Genomic DNA, 17381 nt, shown 5'->3' on the forward strand with positions numbered 1-17381 from the left:
TGTGATAAAATAAAGGGGAGGTGTCCTATGCCAACAATATCGAAAATAACGACTCAAAAGAGCAGTGAAGAACGGTTTAATGTGTTTTTGAATGATGGCAAAGGTGAAAAATTCGCCTTCAGCGTCGACCAGAACGTTCTATTAAAGTTTGGCCTGAAAAAAGGCCTTGAACTGGATGAGATGGAGATTCTCGAGATCCAGTACGGGGATTCGGTCAAAAAGGCGTTTAACAAAGCGATTGAATTCCTCGGATTCAGAATGAGATCAGAGAAGGAAACGGCCGATATGCTTTTGAAAAAAGAGTACCCTGAATCGGTTGTGACAGAGGTTATCCATCAGCTTCGGCATTATAAATACGTAAATGACAGTGAGTTCGCGGATGCATTTGTGCGGACGCACTGGAAAACCGGGGGAAAAGGACCGGGTGTAATTAAAAGGGAGCTTTCCTTAAAAGGCATTGATAAAGCAACGGCGGAAAAGGCGTTGGAGCAGTATACAAAAGAGGATCAGATTGAACAGGCAATGGTCCATGCCGAGAAAACGGTAAGAAAAGAAGCAAAAAGCTCGACTGTTCAGACGAAGCAGAAAATAGAACAGACCCTGCTTCGAAAAGGGTTCAATTTTGATGTGATTTCAATCGTCACGGAAGAAATGACGTATGAGAACAATGATGATGAAGAATATCAGTCTCTGGTGAAGCAGGCAGAAAAACTTCAGCGGAAGTACGCGAAAGAAAAGCCATCTGCATACCGGCTAAAAATGAAGCAGGCGCTATACAGAAAAGGGTTCCAGATAGACATGATCGAACGGTTCCTGAATGAAGAAGAGGAGCAGGACTGAACGCCCTACTCCACAATGATTTCAGATCTCCCGTCATCAAGGCTGTATATTTTTTCAGCAATAACGTCGGGTGACCGGAGCCGTGATTTATCTTTAATATGATCGCTTTCGTTCCAGAACGGTGTGTCCATGCCGCCCATGTATGCTCCTGACAGAACGATGCCAGTTCCCTCATATTCTTTTACGAGGCTCTCAGTAAAGCCTCTCAGGGCAAATTTGGAGGCGCAGTAGGCACTTTCATTCACTTTTCCTCTGAGGCCTGCTGTTGAGATAATGTTGACGATTTTTCCTTTTTCTTTATAATGCTTCAGGAATGCCTGTGTTAAAAGAATGGTGCCAAACACATTTGTATCGAGCATTTCCTTGATCTGACCCGCCGGCATGTCCGTGATTGGACCAAAGTGGCCGACTCCTGCGTTATTGATGAGCGCAGTGACAGGGTGGCGGCTGAAGAGGGTGGCAGTCAGTTGTTCGATTTCCGTCTGAGACCGTATGTCCAGCTTGTATGTATATACCTGCTTATGGGGCAGCAGCTGTTTTGTTTGGAGTAGCTTCTCCGTGCTGCGCCCGAGAAGAATGATCTCGGCAAAATCTTTGCTGTAGGCCAAGGCGAGTGAGCGTCCGAGTCCTGAGCCTGCACCTGTGACGACTAGTGCTGTCATAAAATCACTCCTATAGATGTCATACATTTATTTTATCCTTTTAAAGGGCAAAAAAGAAAGGAAGTACCATCATGCAGACAAAACGCTACAGCACGATGACAGAATATGAACTGAAAACAGAAATCGCCGCTCTTTCCGAGAAAGCCCGTAAAGCTGAGCAGCTTGGCATGGTCAATGAATTTGCGGTGCTTGACCGCAAGATTACGATGGCAAAGGCCTATTTGCTTAACCCTGATGATTTTAAGCCTGGGGAAGTGTATGAAATAGAAGGTGCACCGGGCTCATACTTTAAAATTGACTACATGAATGGTGTATTTGCGTGGGGGAACCGTCTTGAATCCCCGGACTTAGAAGAGGAAGGCATTCCAATTTCGATGCTTGGCCGAAAAAAAGAAGAAAACGAACCACGCTGAATCTGATTCATTCAGCATGATTCGTTATGCGTTTAGCCTATGATCTTTTTCTTGTCTGACGCTCGAGAATGATTAAGTCCTGAGTCTGCTGCGTCTGCCCGTTCACCTGTGCATGCGCATGCTTTGGGTTGGCCCAAGGCTGCTGAAACGGATTAGCCATTCGATTTTCAAAAAACTTTTTGTGTGTTGACCCCATTATAAGCACCTCCGCAAAATGTGTGCAGTCTTTTAAAACTGATTTTCGCGCTCGCCGGAAGCTCTCATGCGTTCCTGCGGATGTGTGTTGATGGTTCCGTCGGCCCGTTTGGACGCGAAATCATCTTTTGCTCTTGGCTCTCCTTCAAACTTATTGCTTGACTGGATCGGAAAGTCTTTCGCTTTGTTCCGCATTCGTATGACCTCCAATGGGTTTAAACTAGCTTCATTAGAAGCCTACTTATAGTATGTGATGCTTCCGCAAAAACTATAAACCGAACGGGGTGATGAAAAATGGAAATGTATCACGACCGGCTTGCCCGGCTGCTTATGGAAAAAAATCCTGCCCTGTCCTATGACAAGGCGAGAACGTGGGTTGAACTGCTGTGGGATGACTTTGAGACAACGTACGCCAAAGCGGGGGAGAAGTACCGCGGGAAAAACATGACAGAGAAGATTGTCACGCAGTGGATTGTCAACTACGGTGACAAACTGCATCAATTTTTGGCGACGAACCCGAAATACAGCCATCTTCTGAATGACAGCGACGGCATGCTCCATTAAAAAAACTTGGCCCCATTCTTGGGAGCCAAGTTTTTTATTCCGGCAAAAGGTCTAATTTTTTCCGTAGCTTTTCTTCACTGAAAATCCAGCCTGTATAGGAGCTGACAATATTCAGGTTCTGATCGAGCTGGACGATCGCGACAAAGGGGTAATGGCCTTTGCTTCTGTATCTCAGGTCGATGAATTTTACTTCATAGTGGTCTGTATACTCATCCACTTCCCACCGGTACACGGGAGAAAAAGACAGAAAGGCCGAGATGTTTTCATCCTCTTCAGCTGCCTGAATGATTGCCGTCTGAGGGACGGGAACTCGGTCATACTCGTCAAGAATCGTTAATTTGCCGTTCAGCGACCGTCCCACATAGAAATGGGATTTTGTAATAATCGCCACGCGCCACCGTCTGAATTTCATCGTCGGGGAAATGATGATTTTTTCCACTTCGCTGTATTTTTCATGGATTTTTTTCACAATGCTTCTTTTCATAAAGAAGCGTAAAATGTAATAGAAAAAGACGACGATAAATACGGTCAGAAACGTGTACCCGGCAGGTGTGCCGAAAACCCAGAACAAGATGCCAACGCAGTAAATGGCAAACAGGATCGGGTCGAACGTGTTGATCATGCCGAGCGCCACCCATTTGTGGGAAAAAGGCCGCAGAGCCTGTGTGCCGTATGCGTTGAAAATATCAACAAATACATGCAGAACGACTGCAATTGTTGTCCATATCCCTAGATGCAGCAAGTTTGAGCCGGGAAAGAGCCAGAACAGCAATCCGGTAATCAGCACCGACCAGAGAATCACCGCAGGAATGGAATGAGTAATGCCGCGGTGATTGCGGATATATTTTGCGTTATTTCGGAATTTGAGTATCGTATCAAGATCAGGAGCCTGTGAACCGGCAATCGCTCCGATCATGACTGCCTGAGCTGTTACCGGGTCAGTACCGACAGCGGGATCCAGTGTCGCAAGTCCGCCAAGGGCAATGCCCATCACAACGTGTGTGCCTGTATCCACTTTGCAAAACCTCCTGTCACATTCTTATGAAGACTGAGCTTTTCCTATCCCTTCTGAAAAGAATAAGTATGCTCTTTATGGCATTTTGCATGGAACGGCATGAAAGAGTCAAACACTAACATGCTTTCCCTTTTTAAATACGGATAAATGCTGTATGATTTCTAAGTTGAAAACAAAGATACCCTTTTATTTTCCCAAATATCCAATAAAAATAACATGAGAGGAAAGATAAATATGCTTGATGCAGCCGACAAGAATCTGCACTCATTACATATAGAAGATTTCAGGCGTGATTTGATCTCATGGTACCTGCGCGAGAAAAGAGACCTGCCGTGGCGGCTTGATCAGGATCCCTATAAGGTGTGGGTCTCTGAGATTATGCTGCAGCAGACAAGGGTGGACACGGTCATTCCTTATTTCCTGAACTTCACGGAGAAATTTCCGACCCTTGAAGCACTTGCAGCTGCTGATGAGGAAGATGTGCTGAAAGCGTGGGAGGGCCTTGGCTACTACTCGCGCGTACGGAATCTTCAGTCTGCGGTAAAAGAAGTCGTAAGTACTTACGGAGGCGTCGTGCCGAATACGCCTGAGGAAATCAGCAAGCTGAAAGGTGTCGGTCCCTACACAAAAGGGGCGATCCTGAGCATCGCATACGGGGTGCCGGAGCCCGCTGTTGACGGAAATGTGATGAGAGTCATGTCGCGGATTCTTTCAATCTGGGAAGACATCGCGAAACCGAAGACAAGAACCATTTTTGAAAAGATTCTTTATGAAGTCATTTCAAAAGAACAGCCGTCTGAATTTAACCAGGCGCTCATGGAGCTTGGTGCAATCGTATGTACGCCAACATCCCCGTCCTGCCTGATCTGTCCTGTAAGAGAACACTGCCAGGCGTTTGAAGAAGGCGTTCAGACAGAACTTCCGGTGAAAAGCAAAAAGAAAAAGCCAAGACCGGTATCGATGGCAGCGGCTGTTTTGAAAGATGATGCCGGAAATTTCTATATCCACAAACGCCCGTCATCCGGTTTGCTCGCAAATTTGTGGGAGTTCCCAAATTGTGAAACGGAAGTTGGGCTGATTTCTCAAAAAGAACAGCTTGTTAGGTACTTGCATGAGGAATATGAAACAGATGCTGAGCTTGAGCCCTTGTCAGGAACCATTCAGCATATTTTTTCCCATCTCGTCTGGAATATCTCTGTCTATGCAGGAAAGCTGAAGCCGGGCAGCAGCCCCAATAACCTTCTAAAAGTAACAGAAGCAGAAATGCAGAAATATGCCTTCCCCGTTTCCCATCAGAAAATTTATCAGATGACGGAGGCACACAAATAAAATCCGGCCGGATGCGGCCGGATTTTTCTCAATCATAGCTCACTCTGGTTCCGTGAGTGTAATCGGCCTCGCCGCGCTTCAGGCCTCCGCGGGCTTCAATCTCCTCGATGATTTCACGGTGGATTGTTTGGCCCTCGGCGTTTAAATACGGCATCATCTGCTGAAGCCCGTGGTGAAAGTATGCAAGCTCACTGTCTTTCCATTCGTGTATGGACATCATTGACAGTTCCGTCATATCTCTGCCTACGTACATGATGAACTCCTCCTCTACTACTCGCTTTTCCTATTGTTTGATACAATAAGGGCAACTATACGAACTACAGCACTTAAGGAGATGTAAAAATGAACCAGAACAAAACCGCTTTAATCACAGGAAGCAGCCGCGGCATCGGCAAAGCAATCGCCCTCCGTCTTGCCAAACAGGGCTATAATATCGTGATCAACTATGCACGCAGCAAGAGCGCTGCCCTGCAGACAGCGGAAGAAATTGAAGCGCTTGGCGTTAAAGCACTTGTTGTGAAAGCAAATGTGGGCAAGCCCGAGAAAATAAAAGAAATGTTCGCTGAAGTCGATGAGACGTTCGGCAGACTTGATATTTTTGTTAACAATGCGGCATCCGGCGTTCTTCGTCCGTTGATGGAGCTTGAAGAAACGCATTGGGACTGGACAATGGATATTAACAGCAAGGCTCTTTTATTCTGTGCCCAGGAAGCGGCCAAGCGCATGGAGAAAACGGGCGGAGGCACAATTGTCAGCATCAGCTCCCTCGGCTCCATCCGTGTCCTTGAAAACTACACAACCGTAGGCGTTTCAAAAGCTGCGCTGGAATCATTGACGCGCTACCTGGCTGTAGAGCTTGCGTCCAAAAACATCGTGGTCAACGCCGTATCTGGCGGGGCGGTCGATACAGAAGCCCTCAAGCATTTCCCAAACCGCGAAGAATTGCTTGCTGATGCAAGAAGAATGACCCCTGCCGGAAGAATGGTCGACACAGAAGACATGGTCGATGCCGTTGAATTCCTGTGCTCTGAAAAAGCCTCGATGATCAGAGGGCAGACCATTATTGTAGATGGCGGCCGTTCTCTTTTGATGTAAATCGATCCTGAAAAAAAGATCGAAAAAAAAAGCGGATATAAAAATCACCTCCGGGACATGATAAATTTCGTGGAGGTGATAAACATGGCAAACCAACAACAACCAAACAAATCACAAGCAGGCACAAGCGCACAACACGTGAAACAACAAAACGCTCAAGCTGCTCAAGGTCAACAACAATACGGTGCTGAGTTCGCAAGCGAGACTGACGCTCAACACGTAAAGAAGTACAACCAGCAAGCTGAAGCTAAAAAGAACCAAAACTCATAATCGAACCGTTTAAAAAACGAAAAGAGACACTTCTCCCTTGTGTGGAGAGGTGTCTTTTTTTGGTTTGGGGAGGGAGGGGGCAGAATACATTAGACCATCAATGGAGGATTGGCCTTGGTTGTGGTTCTTATCGGATAGAATGAACCCCCAACAGAGGATATCGTTTGGTTGGTGGTACTTATCGGAGAGAAAGGAACCATCAACTGAAGAATCTTTTTGGTTGGTGGCACTTATCGGGAAGAATAGAACCCTCAAAAGCGGATATTGTTTGGTTGATGGTACTTATCGGGGAGAAAGGAACCCTCAACAGAGAATTTCATTTGGTTGGTGGTACTTATCGGAGAGAAAGGAACCATCAAAAGAGGATTTCATTTGGTTGGTGGTACTTATCGGGGAGAATGGAACCCTCAACAGAGGATTTCATTTAGTTGGTGGTACTTATCGTGGAGAATGGAACCCTCAACATAGAATTTCATTTGGTTGGTGGCACTTATCGCAGAGAATGGAACCCTCAAAAGAGGATATTGTTTGGTTGATGGTACTTATCGGAGAGAAAGGAACCATCAACAGAGGATTTTGTTTGGTTGGTGGCACTTATCGGAGAGAATGGGACCATCAACAGAGGATTTCATTTGGTTGGTGGTACTTATCGGGAAGAATGGAACCCTCAACAACAGATTCCGTATTCTTGATGCCACTAAAAAAATCATCCACAAAAAACACCGCATCACCCCAAAAGGCAACACGGCATTCAATCACACATCACATTCTTATTTCACAGAAGCAAGCTCATTTTCTTTAATTAAATCCGCTGTCAGCTGGCCGGAGAGGGTGACCATCGGCACGCCTCCGCCAGGGTGGGTTGAGCCGCCGACAAAGTACAGGCCTTCGTACAGCTGGCTTTTAGATGGAATCTTAAACCCGCTGTTTTTCTTCTTATCTGAAGCGACTCCGTAGATGGATCCGCCGTTTGGACCGTAAAGCTCTTCAAGGTCTTCAGGGGTAAAGCGGTATTCGAATTCGATGGAGTCGCGGAGTCCGGTCATGCCCATGCGCTCGAGTTTGTTCAGGACAAGCTCTCTGTATTCGTCCCAGTCGGTGCTTGTTTTTGCTCCTTCTTTTAGAGGAGGGACGTGCGTGAGCACAAAGAGGTTGTCTTTGCCTTCAGGCGCCTGGCTTGCGTCAGACCGTGCAGAGATGCCGATGTAGATGGTCGGGTCATCTGCGGGTACTCCTTGATCGAAAATTTGCTGGAATTCTTTTTTCGGATCTTCTGAGAAGAAGAAGTTGTGGTGTTTTAAGTTTTCAAACTTCCGGTCTGTTCCAAGCAGAAGCACGAGTCCGGATACGCTCGGTATGAATGACTTGCCGAGTTTTTTCACTTCACGCTTCACTTCTCCGGTTGACGGGGCGAGGTTCCGGTAGGCCGGAATGGCTTCAAGGTTTGAAATGACGACATCGGCACGGTAAACATCTCCGCTCTCTGTCACAACGCCCGTCACTTTTTTACCTTCAAGCTCAAGGTGGGCAACAGGTGTGTCTGTTTTCACTTCGATTCTAAGTTCGTCCATGACTTTCTTCATGCCTTCTGCGATCTCGTACATTCCGCCTTTAACGTAGTGAATGCCGAGGCCGAGCTGCACATAGATGAGCTGATTCAAAATGGCCGGCGCGGAGTATGGGTTTGAACCGACGTACATGACAAAGAAGTTGAAGAGCTGCTGCAGGTGCTTTGAATCAAGGTATTTCTCTGTTCCATCGGCAACCGTGCCCAGCGGATCCATTGCCATCAAGTCTTTCAGTGTGTGGTGTTTTTTCAGATCTTTCAGGTCTTCAAGGCTGTATTTGTAAAAGCTTTTCAGACAGAGGTCATACATTTTTTCGCTGTAGGAAAGGAGGCTGCTCATGCTGCCGTGCGGTTCATTCGACACCTTTGCCATCTCGGCAATCATCGTCGGCAGGTCGCTTGAGACATCAATGGACGTGCCGTCTTCGAAAAAAGTGCGCCACTGCGGTTCGACACGTACAACAGATATGTAATCTTCAAGGTGCCTGTTGACGCTTTTAAAGAGCTTCTCGAGCACCCATGGCATTGTCAGGATGGACGGGCCTGTATCAAACGTGAAGCCTTTCCCTGACCTGCGGTTAAGCTTGCCTCCGACATTGCTGTTTTTCTCTAAAACGGTAACATCATAGCCGTCTGCCGAAAGTCTGATTGCAGCAGACATGCCTCCAAGTCCAGCTCCGACTACAACGGCTTTCTTTTTCTGATTTAACATGCAAGCACCTCCAGGTAATGGTTAATATATAGGCGGAACAAGGCGGTATCTTTTCTCTGCCCAGCTCCGGTATTCCTCTCCGTAAGCTTCAATCAGCATCTTTTCTTCAATGCGTATCCGTTTAAGAAGGCCAAATGCTGCGGCTGTCCCGCCTGCTCCTGCAAGCACAGCATTGCCGAGAGAAAGGCATATGCCGATGATGATGAGCAGGAGTCCTGTATAGAGAGGATGCCTCAGCCTGCGGTAAGGGCCGGAGCTGACAAGCTCATCCCCTTTGCGGAATGAGACATGGCGGGTAAACTGCTCTTTCAGGTGAAAAATACCCCAGTATCTCAGAAAAACCCCTGATGCATATAGAACAATGCCTGCCGCATGAACAAGGGTGCTGCCGACATAAAAGATGTTCCATTCCCTCATTAGAACAGCCATTGAAATGGTGAGGGCAATGACGAAAAGCAAAAAAGGGTAGGAGCGCCTTTCCTGCATTTCACCCTCTGAAGTTCCCCTGTTCCGGAAAAGAATGAATTCAGCCATCCAGCTGACGGTAATCACTAAAAAGAGAAGGGAAATCAAAGAGCGGCTCATCTCCTTTAAATAGCATTAGAACTTTTATCCAATTCCCCTATTTTATGACCGGCAAACCAGTTAAAGGGCCTGGAATGTGCTCTGCGGGGATAAATTTTTCCGACAAAACCTCTGATTCCTCAACAGATAAAGTCAAAGGAGAAGCGTTTTAAAAACCGAATTGGTATAGCGGACAAATAAGCGGAGGTGCAAATGAACTTGAAGGATTTTGATGCATTGGTGGGCCGCCAGCTTGAGACAATGGATAAGCTGCTGGATCTTCAGGGAGAGATTGAGAGATGCCAGGAGCTGAAAGAGCAGCTGAATAATCTCCCGGGTGAGGCATGCGGGGAGATTCAGGAGGAGATTGAGATTATGAAGGAGGAGCTGCAGTCCATTCAGAAGGTTTTTCAAAAGCAGACAGAGGAGGTCATCCGGTCTTATCAGATCAGGGAGCCTCTGCATAAATGACGGACCTTGGGAGTCTCCTGTATACGGGCGGCTCTTTTATTTTCTTTTTTAAACCGCAGGCGGTATAATGGTAAAAACGAAAAGTTGACAATCTTTGCTTATTTGCGGAGCGGCGATATAGAAAGTAGGGGAGCAAAATGGGATTTCCCAAGGAAGGAGACAGCATACAGATACATAGTTACAAACATGACGGGCATATCCACAGAATCTGGGATGAAACCACTGTCCTGAAAGCAAGCGGACACTGCATCATCGGCGGAAACGACCGGACGATCGTAACGGAATCCGACGGAAGAACGTGGATTACCCGGGAGCCGGCCATCTGTTATTTTCATACAAAATACTGGTTCAATGTAATCGGCATGATCCGGGAAGACGGAATCTACTATTACTGCAACATCAGTTCGCCATTTGCATGGGATGATGAAGCCCTTAAATATATTGACTATGACCTGGATGTGAAAATTTTTCCCGATATGACGTACATCATTCTGGATGAAGATGAGTACGAATATCACCGTAAGAAAATGAATTATCCGAATGTGATCGACTTGATTTTAAAAAGCAATCTTGAGAAGCTGCTGCGCTGGATCAGGCAGAGGAAAGGTCCTTTCTCGCCTGACTTTATCGATGAGTGGTACGAGCGCTACTTGACTCACGTGAAATGACAAGCACAAGACAAATGAATGGGTTGTTTTTTAAGAGCCTGTTTTCTAAAGCAGGCTCTTTCTGCATGGGGTCAGCATGAACCGCGCGCAAAAGCACAAAATAAAAAAGAAATGAGAGGGGGAGACAAAACCTTGAGTTCAGTTAAACGCTACATGAAATTTGTTAAACCCTACAAATGGCAGATTGCAGGGACAATCGCAATTGGAATCATTAAATTTTCCATACCTCTTCTTACGCCCCTGCTTCTTAAATATGTAGTAGATGACATTCTCGGCGGCAACATGTCCGCTGATGAAAAAACGGGAAAGCTGTTCGCGATTATGGGCATTATGTTTGCGATTTTCCTGATTGTAAGACCGCCGATTGAATATTACAGACAGTATTTTGCGCAGTGGACAGGCAGCAAAATCCTCTATGATATTAGGGACAGTTTGTTTACCCATCTTCAAAAACTGAGTCTGCGCTATTACGCGAATACAAGAGCGGGAGAGATCATTTCCCGTGTTATCAACGATGTAGAGCAGACGAAAAACTTTGTCATCACAGGGCTTATGAACGTATGGCTCGATATCTTCACGATTGTGATTGCGGTCATTATTATGTTCACGATGGATATTAAGCTGACACTCGTCTCTATCGTGTTGTTCCCGCTGTACGGTTTCTCTGTGAAATATTTCTACGGAAGACTGAGACATCTGACAAGAGTGAGGTCGCAGGCGCTTGCCCAGGTTCAGGGACATCTTCATGAAAGAGTGCAGGGGATGCCTGTCATCCGGAGCTTTGCGATTGAAGATCATGAACAAAAAGAGTTCGATAAGGAAAACCATAACTTTTTAAGCAAAGCCATTGATCATACTAGCTGGAACGCAAAGACGTTTGCCGTGGTGAATACGATTACGGACGTTGCCCCGCTGCTTGTCATTGCCTTTGCAGCCTACCAGGTCATTCACGGGAACATGACAGTCGGAACCATGGTCGCGTTTATCGCCTACATTGATCAGCTTTACAATCCGCTTAGACGCCTTGTGACATCATCCACAACGCTGACGCAGGCACTTGCTTCTATGGACCGCGTCTTTGAGCTGATTGATGAAAAATACGATATTACAGACAAGCCCGATGCGAAGGAAGCAAAAGCCATCAGCGGCACGATTCAATTTGACCATGTTTCCTTTAAATATGATGAGAAGGAACCGATGATTCTTGAAGATGTATCACTTGAGGTGAGCAGAGGAGAAACCGTTGCGCTTGTAGGAATGAGCGGCGGCGGAAAATCGACTTTCATCAGTCTGATCCCGCGGTTTTACGATGTAACCGAGGGCAGGATTCTCCTTGACGGCACAGACATCCGCGAATACCGCGCTCAAAGCCTGAGAGATCAAATCGGGATGGTGCTTCAGGATACGTTCTTATTCAGCCAGACTGTGAAAGAAAATATCCTGATCGGGAAACCGGGAGCCACCGATGAAGAAGTGTTTGAAGCGGCAAAAGCTGCGAATGCACACGATTTTATCCTTGGTTTTCCAGAAGGCTACAACACAAAGGTCGGCGAGCGGGGAGTCAAGCTTTCGGGAGGGCAGAAGCAGCGCCTTGCCATTGCGAGGGTCTTTTTGAAAAACCCGCCGATTCTTGTCCTTGATGAAGCAACCTCTGCACTGGACCTTGAAAGTGAGCATCTGATTCAGGAAGCTCTCGAGAAGCTTGCTGAAGACAGAACGACCTTCATTGTCGCCCACAGACTGTCGACCATCACACATGCCGATAAAATTGTCGTGATGGAAAACGGGAAGATTGTCGAAGAAGGGACCCACGCCGAATTAATGGAAAAACAGGGCCACTATTATTCCCTGTTCCAGATTCAGCAGCTGGATTAACCCATATTTTTCTATCATAATAAAAATACTTTTCAGCAGATATAAAATGCTAAATTAAGTAAAAATAAGCAGTCCTTCGCGGATTGCTTATTTTTTATGCTTCAAATGACATGAATATGACCCTGTTCACCACCTTTTGGAAAAGATAGGCACGGATGGAAATAGGAAGAATGAACTATTTTAATATTTAGAATTTTTAGTCTATAATTTGTACATATCCAAATTTTAAGTAGTTTTAATAGTATCTTACAGAAATAACATGACATAGCGGGTCATCCGGCTTCATATGCTGTTTAGGGTGTCCAAACTGGGGGTGAGCGGTCTGTCGCGGGAAAAGATTTTAGAAATCAAGGATTTGAGCATTACGTTCCTGCAGGGAAAAGAAGAAACGCGAGTCGTTGATTCGATCAGGTTCGACGTACATAAAGGGGAAGTTCTGGGCATTGTCGGGGAATCCGGCTGCGGAAAGAGCGTAACCTCCCTATCCATTATGGGGCTGCTGCCCCAAAAAACTTCAAAGCTTTCAGGTGAGATCCTGTTTCAGGGGAAAGACCTGCTGAAGCTGAACGAAAAATCGATGCGCAAACTGCGTGGAAATGAACTGGCGATGGTTTTTCAGGAGCCGATGACTTCTCTTAATCCGCTGTTTAAAATCGGAAACCAGCTTGAAGAGTCTCTCCGCGTTCATTTAAGCCTGACAAAAAAGCAGGCGAAAGAGCGTGCGATTCAAATTTTGAAGCTCGTCGGCCTGCCGCGCCCTGAAGAGCTTTACGGGGAGTATCCCCATCAGCTTTCCGGCGGGATGAGGCAGCGCGTCATGATCGCCATGGCGATGATCTGCGATCCGAAGGTGCTGATTGCAGATGAACCGACAACGGCGCTTGATGTGACGATTCAGGCTCAGATCCTGAAGCTGATGAAGGATCTGAACAAAAAAATGGAGACCTCGATTGTCTTCATCACACATGACCTCGGAGTTGTGGCGGAAATGTGCGACCGAGTCATGGTCATGTATGCCGGACAGGTTGTCGAGGAAGGAAGCGTCAAAACCATCTTTAAAAATCCGAAGCATCCGTACACAAGGGGCTTAATGAAATCTGTTCCGGACATCCGGAAGAAAAATGAACGGCTGTATTCCATCTCGGGCCAGGTGCCGCGTCCGGGCACCGTGCAGACAGGCTGTCTGTTTGCAGGCCGCTGCGAATATGCGATGGCAGAGTGCGTGAAGCATTCGCCTCCGCTGTATAAACTGCAGGATTCGCACCAGTCGAGATGTTTTTTAGCGAGAGAGGAGGCTTTAGAGCATGACGAAGCCTTTGCTTAAAGTAGAAAAGCTCACAAAGCATTTCCCGATTACGGGAGGGGTGCTCGGCAGAAAAGTGGGAGCGGTAAAAGCGGTCAATGACCTGTCCTTTGAAGTGTACGAAGGAGAAACCCTCGGGATTGTCGGGGAATCCGGCTGCGGGAAATCAACGATGGGACGCCTGCTCCTTAAATTGATTGAACCGACTGACGGTTCGGTCGCCTTCCGCGAGGAGCAGCTGCTGACGAAATCTCCAAAGGAAATGAGAAAAATGAGGCGGGAGCTGCAGATGGTTTTCCAGGATCCGTATGCTTCTCTGAATCCGAGGATGACCGTAGAACGAATTCTCGAAGAGCCGCTCATTGTCCACGGAATCGGCAGCAAAGAAGAGCGTCGCAAAAAAGTGAAAGAGATGCTCGGGATTGTCGGACTCGATGAAGCTTACGGTAAGCGCTATCCGCATCAGTTCAGCGGAGGACAGCGCCAGAGAATCGGGATTGCAAGAGCGCTGATGACCAATCCAAAGCTCATCATTGCAGACGAGCCGGTCTCTGCCCTTGATGTATCCATACAGTCGCAAATCCTGAATCTGCTGAAGGATCTGCAGAAGGAATTTTCCCTGACGTATATTTTCATCTCCCATGATCTCGGGGTTGTCCGCCATATAAGCGACAGACTAGGAGTCATGTATTTAGGGAGTTTAGTAGAGCTTGCAGACAGTGAAAAGGTGTATGCAGATCCGCTGCACCCGTATACGAAGGCGCTTCTGTCCGCTGTACCGCTGCCTGACCCGGAAGCGGTAAAAGAGCAGATTGTGTTAAAAGGGGATCTTCCAAGCCCGTCTGACCCGCCAAAAGGGTGCGCTTTTCACACGAGGTGCCCGGCATGCTTTGAACCATGCACGGTCAAGAAGCCTGCATGGAAGGAAGTTAAAGAAGGTCATTATGTTGCGTGTCACCTGTATGAGTGACACAAGGCGTGATTGATAGATTCATCACTAGAAAATAGGGGGATGTATGCGTGAAAAAGAAAAGCCTGTTAGTCTCAATTATGTTTGTGCTGCTTTTATCAGCGGCCTTGATGGGCTGCAGTTCTGACAGCTCTTCATCAGATGGCGGCTCAGATGGCGGAAGCAGTGAAAAGAAACAGGACAGCCTCGTTTTTGGACGCGGCGGTGACTCTACTTCGCTTGATCCGATTACAACAACTGAAGGGGAAGCCTTCAAAGTAACAGTCAATGTTTTTGAAACACTCTTAAACTATGGTGAACAGGATACAACAGTGCAGGAAGGCCTTGCAACGAAATGGGAAGTGTCAGAGGATAACCTGACTTACACGCTTACTCTTAGAGAAGGCGTCAAATTCCATGACGGCACAGACTTCAATGCAGACGCGGTTGTCTTCAACTTTGAACGCTGGATGAACGGGGATGCAGACAAATTCCCTTACTACACAATGTTCGGCGGCTTTAAAAAGGACGAAGGACACGTGATTAAAGAAGTAAAAGCAGACGGCGATTATAAAGTTGTTTTCACATTAAAACGCCCTCAGGCTCCGTTCTTAAAGAACCTTGCCATGTCTCCTTTCGGCATTGCGAGCCCGGCAGCTATCGAGAAGCACGGCGACAAATTCAGAGAAAATCCAGTTGGAACTGGCCCGTTCAAATTCGTAGAGTGGAAGCCAAACGACAGAATCGTTCTTGAAAAGAATGAAGACTACTGGATGGAAGGCTATCCAAAATTAAATCAGGTTATCTTCAAATCGATTCCTGAAAACTCAGCACGCTTAAATGCCCTTCAAACAGGCGAAATCGACTTAATGGATGGCGTAAACCCATCTGATACAAAATCTATCTCAAGCAACAGCGACCTTCAGACGTTCGAACGTCCGTCTATGAACATTGGCTACGTTGGTTTGACAACAAACCGCAAGCCGCTTGACAACAAGCTTGTACGCCAGGCACTGAACCATGCTGTTGACAAGCAGGGCATTATCGATTCATTCTACGGCGGACTTGCAGAGCCTGCAAAAAATCCAATGCCTCCGTCACTTGAAGGCTATAACGATGACATTGAGCCATACCCGTACGATCTTGAAAAAGCAAAAGCCCTTCTAGCAGAGGCAGGCTTCCCGGATGGATTTAAAATGGAGCTTTGGGCAATGCCTGTACCGCGTCCATATATGCCTGAAGGAATGAAAGTAGCGGAAGTCATCAAATCAAGCTTTGCCAAAATCGGCGTTGAAGCAGAAATCAAAACGTACGACTGGGCAACTTACCTTGATAAAGCGGCAAAAGGGGAAGCTGACTCATTCATGCTTGGATGGACAGGCGACAACGGAGATGCCGACAACTTCCTTTACACGCTTCTTGACAAAGACAGCATCGGCAGCAACAACTACACGTACTACAGCAACGACGAGCTTCATGACATTTTAATTGAAGCACAGTCCAATGCTGACCAGGAAAAACGTAATGAGCTATACAAAAAAGCACAGGAAATCATTAAAGAAGATGCACCTTGGATTCCACTTGCGCACTCTACGCCAATCCTTGCGGGAAGCAGCAAGCTGACGAACTTCAAGCCGCATCCAACAGGTTCTGACATCCTGACAAAGGTCGAATTTAAGTAATGAGCTGGGAGGAGGACCTGTCCTCCTCTCTTTTTTAAGAAGTAGAATGCATAAAGATGTCTAGCTCCAGCACCCAGCTCCTCTGCCAGAACGAAATCACCCAAAAAGACGGGAACCGGACTTTTCGTGTGATTTCTTATCTGTCTATCGGAGCTAAACGGGCGCTTCCGCTTTTCTAATGAAAGAGGTGAGAAAATGGTTTCATACACAATAAGAAGAATTGGTTTGCTCATACCTGTTCTAATCGGGATGACGCTCGTTGTCTTTTCCATCATCAGAGCCATACCGGGAAATCCGGCACAGGTCATTCTCGGGCAGCGCGCAACACAGGAGGCCATTGAAAAATTAACACAGCAGCTTGGACTCGATCAGCCTTGGTACATACAGTATTTTGACTATATCGGCGGACTTCTGACAGGTGATCTTGGACAATCCATCCGGACAGGTGCCGCCATCAGCAAAGAGATGACGCCTTATCTTGCCGCTACAATGGAACTGACATTCTTTGCGATGGTCATTGCCATCGTTGTCGGCATCAATGCTGGGATCATCAGTGCATGGTTCCGCAATTCTTGGTTTGATTACTTGGCGATGATCATTGCCCTTATTGGCGTGTCGATGCCGATTTTCTGGCTTGGCCTGATGGAGCAGTACGTCTTCTCGATCAAGCTTGGCTGGCTGCCGACAACGGGCAGGGAGGAAATCAGAAATCCTGTAGACAGCATCACAAATCTGTACCTGCTTGATACCCTTCTTCAAGGAAGGTTTGATCAGTTCGTTCAGGTGCTGAAGCATATTCTTATGCCGGGAATTGCACTTGCTACAATCCCGATGGCGATTATTGCAAGAATTACAAGATCAACCATGATTGAAGCGATGGAATCTGATTTTATCAGAACAGCCAGAGCGAAAGGCCTTCATATGTTCTGGGTTGTGTACAAGCATGCTTTGAAAAATGCAGTCATTCCAATTTTAACAATTATCGGTCTTCAAACAGGACTGCTTCTCGGAGGCGCGATCCTGACAGAAACCATCTTCGGCTGGCCGGGGATGGGCAGGTATATTTTCGATGCCATCAGCTACCGGGATTATCCGGTCATCCAGTCAGGCATTTTGATCATTGCCGCCATCTTTGTTTTTATCAATCTGATCGTCGATCTCTTGTATGCAGCCATTGATCCGAGGATTAAATACTAGAAAAGGGGGA

Annotated in this window: 21 protein-coding genes; 14 read left to right on the top strand and 7 right to left on the bottom strand. The window is 46.8% G+C overall.

The window, feature by feature from the left end; translation table 11 throughout:
- The first annotated feature begins 27 nt into the window (after positions 1–27).
- Complete coding sequence (gene recX, locus JOJ89_RS03040; protein WP_203289555.1) at positions 28–840, top strand: recombination regulator RecX; 813 nt, start codon at positions 28–30, stop codon at positions 838–840.
- A gap of 5 nt (positions 841–845) precedes the next feature.
- On the opposite strand, the gene JOJ89_RS03045 is transcribed toward recX, so the two are convergent.
- Positions 846–1502 carry an SDR family NAD(P)-dependent oxidoreductase gene (locus tag JOJ89_RS03045; RefSeq protein ID WP_203289556.1) on the bottom strand — a complete coding sequence of 219 codons (657 nt, stop codon included), beginning with the start codon at positions 1500–1502 and terminating at the stop codon, positions 846–848.
- Positions 1503–1573: 71 nt separating this feature from the next.
- Here JOJ89_RS03045 and JOJ89_RS03050 point away from each other — a divergent pair, with 71 nt between their 5' ends.
- Positions 1574–1915, top strand: a complete 342-nt coding sequence (locus tag JOJ89_RS03050; protein ID WP_203289557.1) for a YfhH family protein — start codon at positions 1574–1576, stop codon at positions 1913–1915.
- Positions 1916–1952: 37 nt separating this feature from the next.
- Here the strand turns inward: JOJ89_RS03050 and JOJ89_RS03055 are convergent, their stop codons facing one another.
- Both JOJ89_RS03055 and JOJ89_RS03060 read right to left on the bottom strand, forming a co-directional pair.
- Positions 1953–2111 carry a YpzG family protein gene (locus JOJ89_RS03055; protein WP_081414247.1) on the bottom strand — a complete coding sequence of 53 codons (159 nt, stop codon included), beginning with the start codon at positions 2109–2111 and terminating at the stop codon, positions 1953–1955.
- Positions 2112–2143: 32 nt separating this feature from the next.
- Positions 2144–2305, bottom strand: coding sequence for a small, acid-soluble spore protein K (locus JOJ89_RS03060; protein WP_029285938.1), 162 nt, complete (start codon positions 2303–2305; stop codon positions 2144–2146).
- A 99-nt stretch (positions 2306–2404) separates the two neighbouring features.
- On the opposite strand from JOJ89_RS03060, the gene JOJ89_RS03065 reads away from it, so the two are divergent.
- A complete protein-coding gene (locus JOJ89_RS03065; RefSeq protein ID WP_029285940.1) occupies positions 2405–2674 on the top strand; it encodes a YfhJ family protein in 270 nt (89 codons plus the stop codon).
- 34 nt (positions 2675–2708) lie between these two features.
- On the opposite strand, the gene JOJ89_RS03070 is transcribed toward JOJ89_RS03065, so the two are convergent.
- On the bottom strand, positions 2709–3689 hold the full coding sequence (locus JOJ89_RS03070) for a metal-dependent hydrolase (protein ID WP_203289558.1): 981 nt from the start codon (positions 3687–3689) through the stop codon (positions 2709–2711).
- Between the two features lie 234 nt (positions 3690–3923).
- Here JOJ89_RS03070 and mutY point away from each other — a divergent pair, with 234 nt between their 5' ends.
- Positions 3924–5018, top strand: a complete 1095-nt coding sequence (mutY, locus tag JOJ89_RS03075; protein ID WP_203289559.1) for an A/G-specific adenine glycosylase — start codon at positions 3924–3926, stop codon at positions 5016–5018.
- Positions 5019–5046: 28 nt separating this feature from the next.
- Here mutY and JOJ89_RS03080 read toward each other — a convergent pair whose 3' ends face one another.
- The gene (locus tag JOJ89_RS03080) at positions 5047–5271 is read right to left on the bottom strand and encodes a hypothetical protein (RefSeq protein WP_029285946.1); all 225 of its coding nucleotides are present in this window, start codon (positions 5269–5271) and stop codon (positions 5047–5049) included.
- An 89-nt stretch (positions 5272–5360) separates the two neighbouring features.
- Between JOJ89_RS03080 and fabL the strand changes: the two genes are divergently transcribed.
- The 3 genes from fabL to JOJ89_RS03095 all read left to right on the top strand — a co-directional run bounded on the left by fabL (position 5361) and on the right by JOJ89_RS03095 (position 7185).
- Positions 5361–6113 (top strand): enoyl-[acyl-carrier-protein] reductase FabL, encoded by a 753-nt coding sequence (gene fabL, locus JOJ89_RS03085; RefSeq protein WP_203289560.1) that lies wholly within the window; start codon positions 5361–5363, stop codon positions 6111–6113.
- 84 nt (positions 6114–6197) lie between these two features.
- Positions 6198–6383, top strand: coding sequence for a gamma-type small acid-soluble spore protein (locus JOJ89_RS03090; RefSeq protein WP_029285950.1), 186 nt, complete (start codon positions 6198–6200; stop codon positions 6381–6383).
- A gap of 268 nt (positions 6384–6651) precedes the next feature.
- A complete protein-coding gene (locus JOJ89_RS03095) occupies positions 6652–7185 on the top strand; it encodes a hypothetical protein (RefSeq protein ID WP_203289561.1) in 534 nt (177 codons plus the stop codon).
- On the opposite strand, the gene JOJ89_RS03100 is transcribed toward JOJ89_RS03095, so the two are convergent.
- Both JOJ89_RS03100 and JOJ89_RS03105 read right to left on the bottom strand, forming a co-directional pair.
- A complete protein-coding gene (locus tag JOJ89_RS03100; RefSeq protein ID WP_203289562.1) occupies positions 7154–8662 on the bottom strand; it encodes a phytoene desaturase family protein in 1509 nt (502 codons plus the stop codon). The genes JOJ89_RS03095 and JOJ89_RS03100 overlap by 32 nt on opposite strands.
- Positions 8663–8683: 21 nt before the next feature.
- On the bottom strand, positions 8684–9235 hold the full coding sequence (locus JOJ89_RS03105; protein WP_242524654.1) for a methyltransferase family protein: 552 nt from the start codon (positions 9233–9235) through the stop codon (positions 8684–8686).
- Between the two features lie 204 nt (positions 9236–9439).
- Between JOJ89_RS03105 and JOJ89_RS03110 the strand changes: the two genes are divergently transcribed.
- The 7 genes from JOJ89_RS03110 to JOJ89_RS03140 all read left to right on the top strand — a co-directional run bounded on the left by JOJ89_RS03110 (position 9440) and on the right by JOJ89_RS03140 (position 17371).
- Positions 9440–9697, top strand: a complete 258-nt coding sequence (locus JOJ89_RS03110; protein ID WP_035207661.1) for a YgaB family protein — start codon at positions 9440–9442, stop codon at positions 9695–9697.
- Between the two features lie 137 nt (positions 9698–9834).
- Complete coding sequence (gene ntdP, locus JOJ89_RS03115; protein WP_029285964.1) at positions 9835–10365, top strand: nucleoside tri-diphosphate phosphatase; 531 nt, start codon at positions 9835–9837, stop codon at positions 10363–10365.
- Positions 10366–10476: 111 nt separating this feature from the next.
- Positions 10477–12240 carry an ABC transporter ATP-binding protein gene (locus tag JOJ89_RS03120; protein WP_481825268.1) on the top strand — a complete coding sequence of 588 codons (1764 nt, stop codon included), beginning with the start codon at positions 10477–10479 and terminating at the stop codon, positions 12238–12240.
- Positions 12241–12562: 322 nt separating this feature from the next.
- Entirely contained in the window at positions 12563–13564 is a 1002-nt protein-coding gene (locus JOJ89_RS03125; protein ID WP_242524692.1) for an ABC transporter ATP-binding protein, read from the top strand.
- Positions 13545–14513 (top strand): ABC transporter ATP-binding protein, encoded by a 969-nt coding sequence (locus tag JOJ89_RS03130; RefSeq protein ID WP_203289566.1) that lies wholly within the window; start codon positions 13545–13547, stop codon positions 14511–14513. Before JOJ89_RS03125 ends, JOJ89_RS03130 begins: the two co-directional genes overlap by 20 nt.
- A gap of 50 nt (positions 14514–14563) precedes the next feature.
- On the top strand, positions 14564–16174 hold the full coding sequence (locus JOJ89_RS03135) for an ABC transporter substrate-binding protein (protein ID WP_203289567.1): 1611 nt from the start codon (positions 14564–14566) through the stop codon (positions 16172–16174).
- 195 nt (positions 16175–16369) lie between these two features.
- Positions 16370–17371: an ABC transporter permease gene (locus JOJ89_RS03140; protein WP_029567064.1), complete on the top strand. Its 1002-nt coding sequence runs from the start codon at positions 16370–16372 to the stop codon at positions 17369–17371.
- Positions 17372–17381: the final 10 nt, after the last annotated feature.

The organism is Metabacillus sp. cB07, assembly GCF_016839225.1.
In the GTDB taxonomy this organism is placed as follows: Bacteria; Bacillota; Bacilli; order Bacillales; family Bacillaceae; genus Bacillus_P; species Bacillus_P indicus.

What these genes read in the sequence shown, in the direction of transcription:
- recX (WP_203289555.1), top strand. Translation starts at nt 28, where the DNA reads ATGCCAACAATATCGAAAATAACGACTCAAAAGAGCAGTGAAGAACGG.
- JOJ89_RS03045 (WP_203289556.1), bottom strand. Translation starts at nt 1,502, where the DNA reads ATGACAGCACTAGTCGTCACAGGTGCAGGCTCAGGACTCGGACGCTCA.
- JOJ89_RS03050 (WP_203289557.1), top strand. Translation starts at nt 1,574, where the DNA reads ATGCAGACAAAACGCTACAGCACGATGACAGAATATGAACTGAAAACA.
- JOJ89_RS03055 (WP_081414247.1), bottom strand. Translation starts at nt 2,111, where the DNA reads ATGGGGTCAACACACAAAAAGTTTTTTGAAAATCGAATGGCTAATCCG.
- JOJ89_RS03060 (WP_029285938.1), bottom strand. Translation starts at nt 2,305, where the DNA reads ATGCGGAACAAAGCGAAAGACTTTCCGATCCAGTCAAGCAATAAGTTT.
- JOJ89_RS03065 (WP_029285940.1), top strand. Translation starts at nt 2,405, where the DNA reads ATGGAAATGTATCACGACCGGCTTGCCCGGCTGCTTATGGAAAAAAAT.
- mutY (WP_203289559.1), top strand. Translation starts at nt 3,924, where the DNA reads ATGCTTGATGCAGCCGACAAGAATCTGCACTCATTACATATAGAAGAT.
- JOJ89_RS03080 (WP_029285946.1), bottom strand. Translation starts at nt 5,271, where the DNA reads ATGTACGTAGGCAGAGATATGACGGAACTGTCAATGATGTCCATACAC.
- fabL (WP_203289560.1), top strand. Translation starts at nt 5,361, where the DNA reads ATGAACCAGAACAAAACCGCTTTAATCACAGGAAGCAGCCGCGGCATC.
- JOJ89_RS03090 (WP_029285950.1), top strand. Translation starts at nt 6,198, where the DNA reads ATGGCAAACCAACAACAACCAAACAAATCACAAGCAGGCACAAGCGCA.
- JOJ89_RS03100 (WP_203289562.1), bottom strand. Translation starts at nt 8,662, where the DNA reads ATGTTAAATCAGAAAAAGAAAGCCGTTGTAGTCGGAGCTGGACTTGGA.
- JOJ89_RS03110 (WP_035207661.1), top strand. Translation starts at nt 9,440, where the DNA reads ATGAACTTGAAGGATTTTGATGCATTGGTGGGCCGCCAGCTTGAGACA.
- ntdP (WP_029285964.1), top strand. Translation starts at nt 9,835, where the DNA reads ATGGGATTTCCCAAGGAAGGAGACAGCATACAGATACATAGTTACAAA.
- JOJ89_RS03120 (WP_481825268.1), top strand. Translation starts at nt 10,477, where the DNA reads ATGAGAGGGGGAGACAAAACCTTGAGTTCAGTTAAACGCTACATGAAA.
- JOJ89_RS03130 (WP_203289566.1), top strand. Translation starts at nt 13,545, where the DNA reads ATGACGAAGCCTTTGCTTAAAGTAGAAAAGCTCACAAAGCATTTCCCG.
- JOJ89_RS03140 (WP_029567064.1), top strand. Translation starts at nt 16,370, where the DNA reads ATGGTTTCATACACAATAAGAAGAATTGGTTTGCTCATACCTGTTCTA.